This window comes from Bacillus sp. GM2 (genome assembly GCF_056155945.1).
In genome coordinates, this window is sequence record NZ_JBRKSZ010000008.1 from 759,619 (window position 1) to 774,433 (window position 14,815).

The 14,815-nt window shown below is 45.2% G+C and carries 14 protein-coding genes and 1 pseudogene; 5 read left to right on the plus strand and 10 right to left on the minus strand.

Translation table 11 applies throughout. From position 1 onward, the window contains the following. Positions 1-110 precede the first annotated feature (110 nt). Positions 111-1,847: pseudogene (locus tag ACVC9U_RS18430) on the plus strand (ABC transporter ATP-binding protein). Positions 1,848-1,872: 25 nt separating this feature from the next. Beyond that, entirely contained in the window at positions 1,873-2,397 is a 525-nt protein-coding gene (locus ACVC9U_RS18435; protein WP_020449932.1) for a DinB family protein, read from the plus strand. A 143-nt stretch (positions 2,398-2,540) separates the two neighbouring features. On the opposite strand, the gene ACVC9U_RS18440 is transcribed toward ACVC9U_RS18435, so the two are convergent. The 4 genes from ACVC9U_RS18440 to ACVC9U_RS18455 all read right to left on the minus strand — a co-directional run bounded on the left by ACVC9U_RS18440 (position 2,541) and on the right by ACVC9U_RS18455 (position 5,575). Further along, entirely contained in the window at positions 2,541-3,119 is a 579-nt protein-coding gene (locus tag ACVC9U_RS18440; RefSeq protein ID WP_075753539.1) for a GNAT family N-acetyltransferase, read from the minus strand. A 6-nt stretch (positions 3,120-3,125) separates the two neighbouring features. Then, entirely contained in the window at positions 3,126-3,743 is a 618-nt protein-coding gene (locus ACVC9U_RS18445; RefSeq protein WP_020449930.1) for a TetR/AcrR family transcriptional regulator, read from the minus strand. Positions 3,744-3,947: 204 nt separating this feature from the next. Continuing rightward, positions 3,948-5,129 carry an MFS transporter gene (locus ACVC9U_RS18450; protein WP_075753537.1) on the minus strand — a complete coding sequence of 394 codons (1,182 nt, stop codon included), beginning with the start codon at positions 5,127-5,129 and terminating at the stop codon, positions 3,948-3,950. A gap of 143 nt (positions 5,130-5,272) precedes the next feature. Further along, positions 5,273-5,575 carry an ArsR/SmtB family transcription factor gene (locus tag ACVC9U_RS18455; protein WP_041817139.1) on the minus strand — a complete coding sequence of 101 codons (303 nt, stop codon included), beginning with the start codon at positions 5,573-5,575 and terminating at the stop codon, positions 5,273-5,275. A 199-nt stretch (positions 5,576-5,774) separates the two neighbouring features. Here ACVC9U_RS18455 and ACVC9U_RS18460 point away from each other — a divergent pair, with 199 nt between their 5' ends. Genes ACVC9U_RS18460 through ACVC9U_RS18470 form a run of 3 tightly spaced genes read left to right on the plus strand, consistent with a single transcriptional unit; the run spans position 5,775 to position 7,623 of the window. Then, a complete protein-coding gene (locus ACVC9U_RS18460; protein ID WP_020449927.1) occupies positions 5,775-6,152 on the plus strand; it encodes a GntR family transcriptional regulator in 378 nt (125 codons plus the stop codon). Continuing rightward, complete coding sequence (locus ACVC9U_RS18465; protein ID WP_075753535.1) at positions 6,152-7,027, plus strand: ABC transporter ATP-binding protein; 876 nt, start codon at positions 6,152-6,154, stop codon at positions 7,025-7,027. Before ACVC9U_RS18460 ends, ACVC9U_RS18465 begins: the two co-directional genes overlap by 1 nt. Further along, positions 7,015-7,623, plus strand: coding sequence for an ABC-2 transporter permease (locus ACVC9U_RS18470; protein ID WP_441391375.1), 609 nt, complete (start codon positions 7,015-7,017; stop codon positions 7,621-7,623). Before ACVC9U_RS18465 ends, ACVC9U_RS18470 begins: the two co-directional genes overlap by 13 nt. 142 nt (positions 7,624-7,765) lie before the next feature. Here ACVC9U_RS18470 and ACVC9U_RS18475 read toward each other — a convergent pair whose 3' ends face one another. The 6 genes from ACVC9U_RS18475 to rsiW all read right to left on the minus strand — a co-directional run bounded on the left by ACVC9U_RS18475 (position 7,766) and on the right by rsiW (position 14,808). After that, positions 7,766-8,089 carry a hypothetical protein gene (locus tag ACVC9U_RS18475; RefSeq protein ID WP_003178452.1) on the minus strand — a complete coding sequence of 108 codons (324 nt, stop codon included), beginning with the start codon at positions 8,087-8,089 and terminating at the stop codon, positions 7,766-7,768. Positions 8,090-8,279: 190 nt separating this feature from the next. Then, entirely contained in the window at positions 8,280-10,082 is a 1,803-nt protein-coding gene (gene glmS / locus ACVC9U_RS18480) for a glutamine--fructose-6-phosphate transaminase (isomerizing) (RefSeq protein WP_441391376.1), read from the minus strand. A gap of 442 nt (positions 10,083-10,524) precedes the next feature. Then, complete coding sequence (gene glmM / locus ACVC9U_RS18485) at positions 10,525-11,871, minus strand: phosphoglucosamine mutase (RefSeq protein ID WP_011197484.1); 1,347 nt, start codon at positions 11,869-11,871, stop codon at positions 10,525-10,527. 20 nt (positions 11,872-11,891) lie between these two features. Beyond that, entirely contained in the window at positions 11,892-13,208 is a 1,317-nt protein-coding gene (locus tag ACVC9U_RS18490) for a CdaR family protein (RefSeq protein WP_441391377.1), read from the minus strand. After that, on the minus strand, positions 13,201-14,022 hold the full coding sequence (gene cdaA / locus ACVC9U_RS18495; RefSeq protein ID WP_003178443.1) for a diadenylate cyclase CdaA: 822 nt from the start codon (positions 14,020-14,022) through the stop codon (positions 13,201-13,203). The genes ACVC9U_RS18490 and cdaA overlap by 8 nt, the downstream gene beginning before the upstream one ends. A 165-nt stretch (positions 14,023-14,187) precedes the next feature. Further along, complete coding sequence (rsiW, locus tag ACVC9U_RS18500) at positions 14,188-14,808, minus strand: anti-sigma-W factor RsiW (RefSeq protein WP_020449920.1); 621 nt, start codon at positions 14,806-14,808, stop codon at positions 14,188-14,190. Between the last annotated feature and the right edge of the window lie 7 nt (positions 14,809-14,815).

The window sequence follows — 14,815 nt, forward strand, 5'->3', positions numbered from 1 at the left end:
AGCTAAAATCGGCAATGATCGGGAACTTTCTGCTGTTTAAATCGTAATATGATGAGTTACAGCTTGCGCCATCCACTTCTTTGACATTATATCGATAAGGAGTTTATCAAATGAAAACAGAAAACAACAATAGCATGAAACCGTTTTTCTCCATGATTCTCACATCCGGCGTACCCAGGCTGGCTTTAACCGTCGGTTTGACCGCAAGCCTCGTCACTACATTGGTCGGCCTGTCCATTCCGCTGTTGACAAGAGAAATGGTTGACGGCTTTTCCGCCAATTCGATCAATCTGGCCTTAGCGGGAATCCTTGCGCTCGTTTTTATCGTTCAAGCGGTCTGCGACGGGTTTTCGACCTATTTTCTTTCCTACGCCGGGCAAAAAGTGGTCGCTTCCCTGCGCGAGCGCATGTGGTTCAAGCTGCTGCGCCTGCCTGTCCGCTACTTTGACGAAAAGACGAGCGGTGAAACCGTCAGCCGCGTTGTCAATGACACCGGCATTGTTGAAAGCTTGATTTCCGACCATTTTCCGCAGTTTGTTTCCGGGATCATCACCATTGTCGGATCGGTAATCATTTTGCTGATCATGGATTGGAAAATGACACTGCTCATGCTGATCTCCGTTCCGATCACGACCTTCATCATGATCCCGCTCGGCATGAAAATGCAGCGCATCTCCAAAACGCTGCAGGATGAAACAGCTTCCTTCACAGGACATGTCCAGCAGACATTAAGCGAAATCAGATTAATGAAAGCATCAAACGCCGAGCATACAGAAAAAATGAAAGGGTTATCAGGCATTTCGAAGCTCTTTCAATACGGCCTCAAGGAAGCCCGTATATTTGCGCTCGTCTCCCCGTTTATGCACCTTGTCATTATGATTGTGATCGTCGCCATCATCGGCTACGGCGGCATCCGCGTCTCTGAGGGGACGATGTCGGCAGGCTCGCTGATCGCCTTTTTGCTTTATCTGTTTCAAATCATCTTCCCGATCACATCGTTCACAATGTTTTTCACTCAGCTGCAAAAAGCAAAAGGAGCAACAGAGCGGATCATCGAGATTTTGCATACTGAAGAGGAAGAAGGCTAGGAAGGACTTGAGATGGATATCTCCAATCTGCCGATACGTGTCGAGAATGTATCTTTCTCTTACGGCGATGACGAGCCTGTCTTGCGGGAGGTATCTTTCGACGTCGATCCCGGGCAGATGATTGCATTTGTCGGTCCGAGCGGCGGCGGAAAAACGACGATGTTCGGCCTCTTGGAACGATTTTACGAACCGGACTCAGGGGCCATTAACATCGGGGAAACACCGATCAACAAGCTGTCGATGAAATCGTGGCGCAGCCAGATCGGCTACGTATCTCAAGACAGCCCGATGATGTCCGGCACCATCCGTGAGAACTTGTGCTACGGCTTGGATCACGCCGACAGCATTGACGATCAAGAACTGTGGAAAGTCGCGGAAATGGCGTATGCCGACACATTTATTAAACAATTTCCAGAGCAGCTTGATACGGAAGTCGGTGAACGCGGCGTCAAGCTGTCCGGCGGCCAGAGACAGCGGATCGCCATCGCCCGCGCCTTCCTGCGCGACCCGAAAATTTTAATGATGGACGAAGCGACAGCCAGCCTCGACAGCCAATCAGAAGCCATCGTCCAGCAGGCGCTTGCCCGCCTCATGGAAGGCCGCACCACCTTCGTCATCGCCCACCGGCTATCGACAATCGTGAACGCGGACCAAATTATATTTATCGAAAAAGGCGAGATTACAGGGCGGGGGCGGCACCACGAGCTGATTGCTTCGCATGCGCTGTATCGGGAGTTTGCTGAGCGGCAGTTGACGTGAACTTTTATGAAAGGAGGTCATTCACATGAACTTTCAACTCGAGGAAGCAATCGAAATCCTAGAGCGCACACCACAAACGTTGAGTCAGCTGCTGACCGGATTATCAAACCCCTGGATCAGCTGCGATGAAGGCGAAGACACGTGGAACGCCTTTGATGTCGTCGGCCATCTGATTGAAGGAGAAAAAAACAATTGGTTGCCGCGGATCAAAATGATCGTGACAAAAGGAGCAACGGAACCTTTTCCGACGTTCGACCGCTTCAGCCAGTTGAATCAAAACGACGGGAAAACGATGGAACAGCTGCTTAACGAATTTGCTGAAATCAGACGGGCGAATCTGAAAACATTGCGGCAGATCATTAATCCTGAAACCGACTTCGAACAAACGGGGGTGCACCCCGAATTCGGAATCGTTAAGCTGAGAGAGCAGATCTCAACATGGGTTGCCCACGATCTCACTCACATCTCGCAAATCGCAAGAGTGCTGGCGAAGCGATATCAGGACGATGTCGGGCCTTGGAAGGCTTATTTGGGGATTTTAAACAGCTAAACGATACTCATTAACGTTGTTAGACTATAACAAACTAGGCGAACATATGGCTGAACCCTCGATTTGTCATATATTCCAAAACCTGGGCAACGGCATTTAATGTTAGGAAGTTCTTCTGGATATAAAAATTCCCCTTTGGCTGCCTACACCAAAGGGGCTTTCTCATTTTTACTGGTCTGACTATCCATGTTGTTTAAATATTCACTTTGCAACTGACCCATATGCACAATATCATGCCATACCCCTTCCCTGAAAAGCGCCTCCCGGCTGATTCCCTCATGGCTAAATCCTAGTTTCTCATATAAACGAATCGCTTTTTTATTGAATGAAAACACTCTAAGATAAACCCGGTGCAGATTCATTTCTAAAAATGCGTAGTTCAACAGCAAGGTCAAAGCTTCTCTTCCGTAGCCTTTACCCCAAAAATCCTTCTCTCCAATGTCGATAATACATTCAGCATTTCTGTTCTTATGATCAATATTTATTAATGATGTAATGCCAATCGGTTTTTCATTTACCCTCTCGAGAATCATATAGCTTTTGGCTGTGTTGGAGCCCAGAATCACTTGTTCAATAAAGTCTCTCGTTGCTTCAATGGAATAGATATCTAAAAAAGGATTTGTATTTCGCATCACTTCTATATCATTTCTCCATATATGATAAAGCTCTGCATCCTCTACCGTAACTTTTCTCAGCCTAACTTTGGAAGATTCGAATAGCATGACGATTCACTCCTTTTCCAGCGGGTTAATCATTTGTTCAAGAGAAAAAAGCAATACAGACAGTTGCTCCTTTACTTTTGTTTTTTCATTCCCCAATTGAAAGGTATCCAGCATTAAACCGTTAATGAACGAAATGAGGTATCGCGAAATCAATGACGGGGGCAGCTTAGGTTGACATTCACCCAGTTCCGCCCCTTTATGAATAGCTTCTTCAACAGCATCAGCTGTTTGCTGATAGCGTTCAGATATGTAAGGAAAATCACCTTTATTTTTCATAAACTTTGACGATAAGAAAAATTCGGCCCTAGCAAATATTAACGATTGATCGACTGCTTCAATTTGAGTCTGCATCTCTCCAATCCAGCGTTTAAATGCCGGCCACAACGGACCCTCATCTAAAAACAGATCAATTTGATCCTTATCGTCTAATTTAAGAACTTCCATAAAAATATGGTCAATATTATCAAAGTAATTATAAAGGGTTCCTCTGGAAACATTGGCCTCATCCATAATATCCTGCATCGTAGTGTGAATATAGCCGTTTTTTGTAAATACTTTTGTTGCCGCTTTTAATAGTGTTCTTTTCTTTTCCTCCCTATATTCTTCATCGACTTTCGGAGCCATAAAGATGTCACCTTCCTTTTAGAACACAAACAAAAACTATACACATGTGTCATTTTTATATTCCAATTATAAATGACACGAGTGTATAGTTTCAACCTTAAAATTGAGAATGTTACGGCCTTAGCTTGGAAGAACATTCTTTACCCTATGTGTGTTAATACCCTCAACTAAACCATGGAACCTTCAAAGCTGATCAAGGCATCGTTATTGATTTATTTCTTTTAAATTCGAAGCCCTTTGATTAGCATGCGAACTGAAAGTCACCAAAACAACAACAATCGCAATCGTAACCTCCAGTGCCCCAAACCATGTAATAGAAGCCAGCGATATTTTTTCTACAAAAATCCCTCCGATTCCTGCACCTGCGGCCATGGCGAATTGCATCATCGATTGATTGATGCCGAGCAATACACCTGACAATTCGGGTTCGAGCGTCGCTAAGTGATATTGCTGTGTCGGGCCGGTAGACCATGCGGCAAACGACCATAATATGAGAATCAACAGTACTCCGACATAGGAATGGGTGACAAGCGACAGCAAAATCAGTGCGATGATATGCAGTGTCATCCCGCCAATGAGTGTAAAGGGAACGCCCCATTTATCGGTGCTATATCCGCCAAACTTCGATCCAACCAAGCTGGCGATTCCAAATATAAGCAAAAAGCCGCTTAGCAAATTGCCGCTTATCCCTGAAACGGACAGAAGGTAAGGAGACAGATAAGTATATGCTACGGAATATCCTCCGAGCCAGAAAAAAGTGATTGATAACCCCATTGCTACTTTCCGGTTCTTTAAAAGAGAAAGCTGTTGAAGCAAAGGGACGGGCTTATCGCCTTCAGTATGCGGCAAGATTAAGAATATAACAATCATTGCGATGAATCCCAATAAAGCAATTCCTCCAAATACAGACTTCCAGCCTAATGCTTCTGCCGTCATTCTTCCGAGTGGAACACCTATGATCAAAGAAGCGGTAAACCCCATGACCACTGTAGCAATTGCACTGCCCTGTTTACCCGCCGGTGCGATTTTGGCGGCAATCGTTAATGCCGTGACCACAACCATGCCTGCCCCCAATGCCATAATGACCCGCGCTGCAACAAACCAGCCATAGCCAGGCAGGGTAAAGGCCAGAATATTTCCTATCACAAACAAACCGAGAGCATACATCATTAACTTGCGCCTATCCATACTTGCCGTCAACGCCATGAGAACCGGTGTGAAAACTGCATACACAAGTGAAAAGATCGTAATCAGCTGGCCCGCGGCAGCTAAAGTTATCCCGAGTGTGTGGGCGATCTGATCCAAAATCCCGGAAATAATATACTCTGAGGTCCCTACCAAAAAACTGATGATCGCTAAAATATAAATTTTCCAAGCACTAAACATAATCGTTCGCTCCTTCATCGCTTTATATATTTACATATCACGAAATAACGATATGTAAATCAAAAAAAATAAACACATCGGAATATGTCGATATGTATGGCGTAAAAATAAACACCTCTTGATGATGTTTATTTTTTGAATGCTCATATCTCTGTTTTAAGAAAGTCAGCAAGCTTTCTGATGGCCTCTTCGTCTCTTTTGTAGTACGTATACTTTCCGATTCGTTCCGCCTTAATCAAGCCGGCTCTTAAAAGAATGGCGAGATATTGGGAAGCCGTTGATTGCGTCATTTTCAATTTGTCTGTGATTTGGCTGACACATACCCCGATTGTGTTCATATCAATCCCTTCATGGGGTTCAAAATGACGATCAGGCTCCTTCAGCCATTGCAAAATTTGCAGCCTTGATTCATTTGATAAAGCTTTGAAAATTTCAATAGGTTCCATACCAATCATTATATCTTCATATCGCAAATTGTCAATATGTATGGTGCCCTTTTATCCTTCATATCATTTCCTGGCTGACAGTTCACTCCCGTTATTCAAAGAGTACATAAAAAAATCGTTGCCATTCAGTCAATCTTTGTGTATATTGTACATATTGTACATATTGTATATATTGTATATAATCAAAAGAGGTTTTGAAATGAAAATTATAATTTCGAATAGTTCAAAGCAACCCATTTATGAACAAATTTACACCCAAATTAAAGATCATATTCTTGCGAATGAATTGAAACCGGGACAGCCGCTGCCTTCTATGCGCCAATTGGCAAAGGACATGAATGTTAGTCTTATTACGTCAAAGCGCGCCTATGAAGAACTTGAGAAGAATGGCTTCATTTATTCCGTAGTCGGGAAAGGCTCTTTTGTATCAGATCAGAATGACGAAATGATGAAAGAAGGAAAAATGAAAGCAATTGAAGAGCAGTTGACAGCAGCGATAAAAAACAGCAAAGACATTGGCGTTCCCCTTACAGAATTAAAAGATTTGCTTACCATTTTATATCAGGAGGAAGAATGATGGACAATGTAATTGAACTCCGGCATGTTCATAAATCGTTCGATGGTTTTCAACTAAAGGACTTTTCAATGAATGTAAAAAAAGGTTTTGTCACCGGATTTATCGGCGGAAATGGCGTGGGGAAATCGACAACGATTAAACTGATCATGAACTTATTGCAGCCTGACAGCGGAACGATTACGGTATTTGGCTTGAATTACAAGGAGCATGAGAAGGAAATTAAACAACGAATTGGCTTTGTATTTGATTCCAACATATTTTATGAACATTTAACGTTGGCTGAAATGAAGGATATTGTGAAAAGATCCTATGTCAATTGGGATGAACATGTATTTAATGATTATGTGAACACATTTAACTTGCCGCTCACTAATAAAATCAAGACATTCTCAAAAGGGATGATGATGAAAGCATCATTAGCCGTCGCTTTGTCCCATCGTGCGGAATTAATTATTATGGATGAACCGACGTCCGGACTGGACCCGATTTTCCGCCGGGAGCTGTTGGATATCTTGCATCAGCTCATGCAAGATGGGGATAAGACGATCTTTTTTTCGACTCATATTACAACTGATTTAGATAAGATTGCAGATTATATCACGTTCATTCATAAAGGAGAGCATATCTTTACAAAGGACTTTTACGAGATTGAAGAACAATATGCAATTGTAAAAGGCGGCATGGAGTTGTTAGACCAGGAGACCGAACAGGAGTTTATAGCGGTTCGAAAATCAACTCATGGATTTGAAGCATTGACTGCGAATAAATCACGAACAGAAAACATTTTTGGGGATATGGTGTTAATTGAAAAACCGACTCTGGAAGATATTATGTTTTATACGAAGAAAGGAGCTAAAGCAGCATGTTCAACTTAATACGTAAGGACATTGTCTTACAGAAAAAAACATTGGCGGCTTCGTTTTTGGTATTATGTGTTTATTTAATGTTAGATATTTCTCCAATCTGGGTTGGGGTTGTATTTAGTATCGTTATATCGATGTATGCCTTTTCAATAGATGAAAAGTCTTCTATACATATCCTTCTCAATTCTTTGCCTTATACACGGAAGGAGATTGTCAGTTCAAAGTATATTGTCGTCGTTCTCTTTACATCTATGGTGGCTGCAGCCATATTTATCGTACACTTCATCATTCACCGGGAATTTACGATCTGGAAAGACATCTTGCTAATGGTTGCCATTGTGATGACAGCTGCTTCATTCATGCTGCCATTCTGTTATAAATTCAAAAGCAACTATCTCGTGATTGCTTCTATTGCTGCATTTGGCTTATATATGCTAACGATTAACTTTTTCGTCCAAAATTTGAACGATCAAATTAGAGAGTTCATTCACATGCTTCTAACCTTACAAAATACTTTTCTCTATCTGATCGTTGCCATATCAATTATTACGCTGTATGGGTGTTCATGGCTTCTGTCGATTCGGATTTATAGAAATAAAGTGTTTTAAATAGGATAGGGCTTTTTTCCATCATTGACACCGCTTCATATTCATCCTCGGATAAAAAAACTGCACCGTCACACTCCTAGTCAGGTTGTTACGGTGCAGCGTTTGATAGGGATGATGAAGACCAAGGCCGTCTTTCAATCGCCTATTCTTCCAGTTCAATAAACGAGTATTTCTCTGGATCGGCCAATACATAAAAAAGTCCGAAGAACATCTTCCACCCACGAACCGGACTTCCGCATCTAAACTTTAACACTTCTCCTTCATCTAAAGTAAACCTCAAAGCTTGGCTTACACACCAATCAATTTTCACTTGGATCTCATGTTCGCCAGGCTCCAAATCAATTCGCAGTCTCCCGCCATCTTTGATTTTTCCAGCCTCGACACCATCAATCAGCACTGTAAATTTTCTCATTTTATTCATAAGCTGCGATGTTCTGTTAACTTCAATGTACGTTTCATTGTTCATGGTTACACTTCCTTAAAAGATAAGTATATATACGAGCATCGTCCAAACCGCCCCGGCATTCCGCTGTGCGCTTCACTTACAATCTAGCGCACTTCGATTTTTGATAAGACTTATTCCTCTTTCAAACATAAAAATACCCCTCCAGATCATCCAATCCAAGAGGGGTACAAATTTTTATTTCAAACGACTCCTACTCCACCGTCACACTCTTCGCCAAGTTCCTCGGCTTATCAACATCACAGCCGCGGTGCAGCGCAGCATAGTATGCGATCAACTGCAGCGGGATGACGGAGACGAGCGGCGCAAGCTCCGGATGCACTTCCGGAAGGACGAAGCGGTCGTCTGCTTCTTCCAGGCCTTTCAGCGAGATCACGCAAGGGTTGGCGCCGCGGGCTGTCACTTCTTTGACGTTTCCGCGGATGCTTAAGTTGACGTGCTCTTGTGTCGCAAGGGCAATGACCGGTGTGCCGTCTTCGATCAATGCGATTGTACCGTGCTTCAATTCGCCGCCGGCGAAGCCTTCAGCTTGAATGTAAGAAATCTCTTTCAGCTTCAGGGATCCTTCGAGGCAGACGAAATAGTCGAGACCGCGGCCGATGAAGAAAGCATTGCGTGTTACCGTCAAGTATTCGCGTGCGATCATTTCCATTTCGTCTTTTTGGTCGCAAAGGGCTTCCATCGCGTTTCCGATGATGCCGAGCTCTTTGACAAGATCAAAGCCGAGTGCTTTTCCGCGGCTCTCCGCAGTCACGGCTGCCAAAATAGCGAGAACTGCGATTTGCGCCGTATATGCTTTTGTTGACGCAACCGCGATTTCCGGGCCGGCATTCAGTAAAAGCGTGTAGTCCGCTTCACGGGAAAGCGTGGATCCCGGTACGTTGGTCAATGTCAGCGCTTTGTGTCCGAGCTTTTTCACCTGTACGAGAACCGCGCGGCTGTCAGCCGTTTCTCCGCTTTGAGAAATAAAGATAAACAGCGGCTTCTCAGAAAGCAATGGCATATTGTAAGAGAATTCGCTTGCGACATGGACTTCAGCCGGAACTTTCGCCCATGTTTCAATAAATTGCTTGCCGACAAGACCTGCATGGTAGCTAGTTCCGCAGGCGATGATATAGACGCGGTCGGCTTCAGCAACAGCGTTTGAAATGTCTCCAGGAATGGAGAGCTTGCCGTTTTCATCTTGGTACGTCTGAATGATTTTCCGCATGACAAGCGGCTGTTCATCGATTTCTTTTAACATGTAGTGAGGGTATGTGCCTTTTTCGATATCGCTCGCATCAAGCTCTGCAATATATGAGGCACGTGACATCAATTCTCCGTCGAGGTTTTTGATCACGACTTTTTTGTCTGTGACAATCACCATTTCTTTATCCATAAGCTCCACGTATTCGTTTGTCACTTGAAGCATCGCCATCGCATCAGACGCGACAACATTGAAATTGTCTCCAAGGCCGACAAGAAGCGGGCTTTTATTTTTCGCAACATAGATTGTTTCTTTGTTTTCATGATCGAATAATGCAATCGCATAAGAGCCTTTGAGCAGCATGAGCGTTTGGCGGAACGCTTCTTCTGTGTCAAGGCCGTTATTGACGAATTGCTCGATCACTTGAACGACAACCTCTGTATCCGTATCGCTTTTAAGGGTTACATCGTGTAAATATTCGCGCGTCAGTTGAACATAGTTTTCGATGACGCCGTTATGAACAAGTGTAAAACGGCCTGATGCGCTTTGATGCGGATGAGCGTTTAGACGGCTCGGTTTTCCGTGAGTCGCCCAGCGCGTGTGTCCGATTCCCGCTTGTGACTTCACGTTTGCATCAACGGCTGCGCGAAGATCGGCGATCCGTCCTTTTTCTTTAAACACGTGTACGCCGTCTTCGTTCGCTACAGCGATTCCAGCTGAATCGTAGCCGCGATACTCCAGCTTCTCCAAACCTTTAAGTAAAATTTCCTTTGCATCAAGCTGGCCAATATAACCTACAATACCACACATAATTTTCTTCCTCCTAAAGTCGCAGGCAGGAGACGAAGAAAGTCTGCTTGTCAGGCGGGGACTTTCAATCGTCCCCTCCTACATGTTTTTTATGGAAGATCATGCAATTTCCCTTTGTTCAAAGAGTCGCCTCTTTGGTTTGAGGAAATCCTTGCGGCTGTGATCTTTGAGGTCAGCCGGGAGGCATCCGCCGAAAATTCGATAAACCTCCATCCTCGTCAACTAAGCTGTTTCATCCGTACGCTTAGTCCGGGCGCTATAACTATAAAAATTTTTCTGCCCTGCCTTTCCTTATAAATTAAACAAGACAAGCTGATTTTACTATACGCTAAAGGAACCGTCAAACATTTTTCAAAATGGTTCACATTTTTTCCAAGATTGAACGGTTCCCTTTATCTTATGTGAAATCAGCATGTCTCGTTCTTCAGTCTTCTGCGGAAAATTACTCTGCTCCCATTTCAGCTTTCACGACATCTGCAATGCGGCCTACGTACTTCTCGCAAAGCTCCTTCGTTTTCGCTTCAGCCATGACACGGACAAGCGGCTCGGTGCCGGATGGGCGCACAAGGATGCGGCCGTCACCGTTCATTTCCTTCTCAACTTCTTCGATGACCGCTTTTACCTTTTCGTTTTCCGTTACTTTATGTTTATCGGTTACTTTCACATTCAAGAGGAGCTGCGGAAACTTCTGCATCTCTGCCGCAAGCTCAGACAGCGGCTTGCCTGTCATTTTAATCGTGTTCATCAGCATGATCGCAGAAAGCAGTCCGTCGCCTGTCGTATTGTAATCAAGGAAAATCAAGTGTCCCGACTGTTCTCCGCCGAGGGTAAATCCGCCCTTTTTCATCGCCTCCACTACATAGCGGTCGCCGACCGCTGTCTGAACGCTTTTAATGCCTTCCGCTTCAAGCGCTTTGTAGAAACCGAGGTTGCTCATCACCGTGGAGACAACGGTATTGTCCGTCAGGCGCCCCTCGCTCTTCAAGTACTTCGCGCATATGTACATGATTTGATCGCCGTCTACGATATTCCCTTTTTCGTCGACAGCGATTAAGCGGTCGCCATCCCCGTCAAACGCCATGCCGACGTCAGCTCCCTTTTCCTTCACAAATTCTGCCAGGGCTTCAGGGTGGGTTGATCCGACTCCGTCATTGATGTTTAATCCGTTCGGAGAAGTCCCCATCGTCGATACATCTGCGTCAAGATCGGCAAACAGGTGGGTCGCCAGCGAAGATGTCGCCCCGTGCGCACAGTCAAGCGCGACATGAATGCCTGTGAAGTCTTCATCAGCAGACTGCTTAAGAAACTGCAAATATTTCTGTCCGCCTTCAAAGTAGTCGTTCACCATGCCCAGATCAGCGCCTACAGGCCTTGGCAGGTGATCTTCCGGCTGATCCATCAGACGCTCGATTTCAAGCTCCTGTTCATCGGAAAGCTTAAAGCCGTCGCCGCCGAAAAACTTAATTCCGTTGTCCTGGACAGGGTTGTGGGAAGCGGAAATCATCACACCCGCCTCCGCGTCCATAGCCTTCGTCAAATATGCGACTCCGGGCGTCGAAATCACGCCGAGACGCATGACTTCTGCTCCTATCGAAAGAAGGCCTGCTACAAGGGCCCCTTCCAGCATATGCCCTGAAATGCGCGTGTCACGGCCGATCAGAACCTTGGGACGCTCCTTATCTTTTGTTAGGACATATCCGCCAAAGCGTCCGACTTTAAAGGCCAGCTCAGGTGTAAGTTCACTGTTTGCCACGCCTCTTACACCGTCTGTACCAAAATACTTGCCCATTAATATCGCTCCTTTTTGATTCATGAAGGTTGTGAATCCTTTTCAGAATGATTCTCTTCTTTTTCATCCTGACCATTATTTTTTTCGTTTTGGGTTGTTTGAGATGAGATTTTCACTCGAATGCTCTGCCGCGGCAGCGACCATGTCATGTTCTGCGGACCGTTTACTTCCAGCTTTATATTGTGCTCGCCGTCATCGAGATCCGCCACATTGACATAGAGCTCGACGTCGGAAGGCTGGAGTTTTTCGATCGCGGCTGTCGAGCCCTTTGCCGTGATATCCAGCTTGCCTGACTTCGGATCGAGAAATTCAAGATCCCGGCTGTCATTCAGCCCCGCGGTTTTAATTGAAACGTTTTTCAGTTTTTTCTCTTCTTCCTTGTCAACTTTCACCTTGATTTTCACTTTTTCGGGTGACACCTTTTTAGCGCCGTCCGGCACTTTAATGCCGGCTTCCAATTCAGTATCATCCTTTATTTTACTTAAATCAATCTCGTCGGCCTCGACAAATTCTAACGAATCAAGAACATTTTGCGGCCCGTAGACGGTCACCTCTCCCGGACTTATATCGAGGCTGGAAATGCTGATGCCGTCCGGAAGGCTGCCTTTCCGGTCAACTTTGACCGGAATCTTTTTGCTCGGGCTCGTCACCGGAACGGTGATTTTAACGACGGAAGGGCTGACTTCAACCGGCAGGACATTTCCGTCCTTGTCGTATACTGTAAGCTTGGCTTCTTTTTCAACCGTCTGGTCGACGCCCTCTAAATTGATCGTCGCCTTGATGTTCTGGATTCTGTCGATCACGGCTTTTGAGCCGGTGACGCTGACGTTTTTCGGGTTGATGATCGGCAGCTCCGGCGTGTAGCCGTCTTTCATTTTGTTTTTATTATAAAAATCAACCTCGACCGGGAATTCCTTCGTCGTTTTTTCTTCGATCGTCACGGTTGTCACCGATGGATTGATGGTCAGAGTGAGGCCGTCGGCAACATTTCTGGCCTTCAGCTCGACTTTATGCCTGCCTGTTTTCAGGTTTTGCATGTCGGCATAAATCTCAAAATCCTTCACTTGTCTGACCTTCTTGACGGTTCCGGTCGGCCCTTTAATCGTGACATTCACCGTCTGCGGCACGCCTGTTACGACGTAGTTTTCATCATCATAAAACGATTTGACCGGTATATCGGTGAGCGTCGCTTCGTCTGTTGTCGATGTCGGGAAAAACGATTCACCTGGTTTCTTCGGAGTCGGCGCCTGAGCGCTGTGGACCGCAAAGTAAAGAAGAAACGCGAACAATAACGCGACAACTTTGACAGCCCAGGGATTGTTTAAGAACTTATCCATTTTTCTTCGCCCTCCAATACCAGCGATTTGAGGAAGTTTCCCGCGAATTTTTCTTAAATTCCGCTTCAAGCATATTTTTCAATGCCTCTTCCGATAAATCACGGTGAAGGTCTCCGTTTTTGGCGACGCTGATGCCGCCCGTCTCTTCGGATACAACAACCGTCAGACTGTCGGTCACTTCACTGATTCCCACTGCTGCTCTGTGCCTCGTTCCAAGCTCTTTTGAAATAAAAGGGCTTTCAGAAAGCGGAAGGTAGCAGGCAGCTGCAGCAACCTCATCGTTTTTCATAATCACGGCTCCGTCATGAAGCGGAGTGTTCGGAATAAAGATGTTGATCAATAGCTCAGAGCTGACCTTTGCATTCAAAGGGATCCCCGTTTCTATGTAATCGCCCATTCCCGTCTCCCGTTCAATTGTCAGAAGCGCGCCAATCCGGCGTTTCGCCATATATTTAATCGCTTTTGTAATCGCATCAATCGTTTTCTGCTGCTGCTCTTCCTCAGGTGTTCCGCTCCTCGAAAAAAAGCGCCCCCGCCCCAGCTGTTCCAGCGCTCTCCTCAATTCAGGCTGGAAGATGATAATAATCGCCAGGAACCCCCATGTGATCGCCTGGTCAACCAGCCACTGCAGGGTGCTTAATCCTAAATATTGACTGGCCAGCCTGACGAGAACAATTACCACGATTCCCTTTAAAAGCTGAACCGCCTTTGTCCCGCGGATGACCATCATTAATTTATATATTACGTACCAAACAAGGAGAATATCAACGGCATCGCCGAGGTACTGCAAGAAAGGGATATCCTCAAAAGCCATTTCCTCGTCCTCCAAGAATTCAGTCATTAGTAAGGTTAATATGTTTCAAAATGGTATGATCTATTATTTTTATATATACAGGGGCTATTATAGCACAAATTGATTTTCCAAGTGAAATGGCGGCCCCTCATAAAAAAAGAGCAAAGCTCATTCGCCCGCTTTGCTCTATTCTTTAGACTCCTTCATGCCCAAAACCGATTTTCCGGTCGATTTGATCTTATACCACATCCAGTCGAACATCTCGTTGATCTCATGGATCTGACCGGTGACTTGTCCTGCTGAAGCCGTATATTTTTCGCCATTAACAATCGTGACATCGCCGTCGACTTTGCCCTCTATAATCAGCTTTCCGTTTTTCACGGTCACATCGCCTTTGACAACTTCGCCTTCAGGTACGATGACCGTGTTGTTTTTTACTACGAGATTGGGCTGGCTGGATACGCTGAAATCCTGATCGTTTTTCCAGCTGGAGAAAAAGCTGCCGCCCATCAAAATTGTAAATAAAGCTGCCGCCACTAAAAACGGATGGGCTTTAAGCCACCTGTTGATCGATGCCGTCCGCTTTTCCTTCGGCAGGTTCGCCAGCACATCGGCTGTAAAGTTCGCCGGAGCTGTAAGATGCGACGTGCTCTGGACAAGAGCGATGGATTTTTCCATTTCATGAAGGTGCTTTTTGCAGCCTTCACATGATTGGAGGTGCTCTTTTAATTGCGATTCATCTTCCGGCAGTATGTCTCCGTCAAGGTATTTATGCATAAGCTGAACAATATCCTCCGGACAGCTCATTTCATCA

Coding starts and splice junctions, on each gene's coding strand:
- glmM (WP_011197484.1), bottom strand. CDS start 11,871: ATGGGCAAGTATTTTGGTACAGACGGTGTAAGAGGCGTGGCAAACAGT.
- ACVC9U_RS18490 (WP_441391377.1), bottom strand. CDS start 13,208: ATGGATAAGTTCTTAAACAATCCCTGGGCTGTCAAAGTTGTCGCGTTA.
- ACVC9U_RS18440 (WP_075753539.1), bottom strand. CDS start 3,119: ATGCTATTCGAATCTTCCAAAGTTAGGCTGAGAAAAGTTACGGTAGAG.
- ACVC9U_RS18445 (WP_020449930.1), bottom strand. CDS start 3,743: ATGGCTCCGAAAGTCGATGAAGAATATAGGGAGGAAAAGAAAAGAACA.
- ACVC9U_RS18470 (WP_441391375.1), top strand. CDS start 7,015: ATGTTCAACTTAATACGTAAGGACATTGTCTTACAGAAAAAAACATTG.
- ACVC9U_RS18475 (WP_003178452.1), bottom strand. CDS start 8,089: ATGAACAATGAAACGTACATTGAAGTTAACAGAACATCGCAGCTTATG.
- ACVC9U_RS18450 (WP_075753537.1), bottom strand. CDS start 5,129: ATGTTTAGTGCTTGGAAAATTTATATTTTAGCGATCATCAGTTTTTTG.
- ACVC9U_RS18435 (WP_020449932.1), top strand. CDS start 1,873: ATGAACTTTCAACTCGAGGAAGCAATCGAAATCCTAGAGCGCACACCA.
- cdaA (WP_003178443.1), bottom strand. CDS start 14,022: ATGGCTTTTGAGGATATCCCTTTCTTGCAGTACCTCGGCGATGCCGTT.
- ACVC9U_RS18465 (WP_075753535.1), top strand. CDS start 6,152: ATGGACAATGTAATTGAACTCCGGCATGTTCATAAATCGTTCGATGGT.
- glmS (WP_441391376.1), bottom strand. CDS start 10,082: ATGTGTGGTATTGTAGGTTATATTGGCCAGCTTGATGCAAAGGAAATT.
- ACVC9U_RS18460 (WP_020449927.1), top strand. CDS start 5,775: ATGAAAATTATAATTTCGAATAGTTCAAAGCAACCCATTTATGAACAA.
- rsiW (WP_020449920.1), bottom strand. CDS start 14,808: ATGAGCTGTCCGGAGGATATTGTTCAGCTTATGCATAAATACCTTGAC.
- ACVC9U_RS18455 (WP_041817139.1), bottom strand. CDS start 5,575: ATGGAACCTATTGAAATTTTCAAAGCTTTATCAAATGAATCAAGGCTG.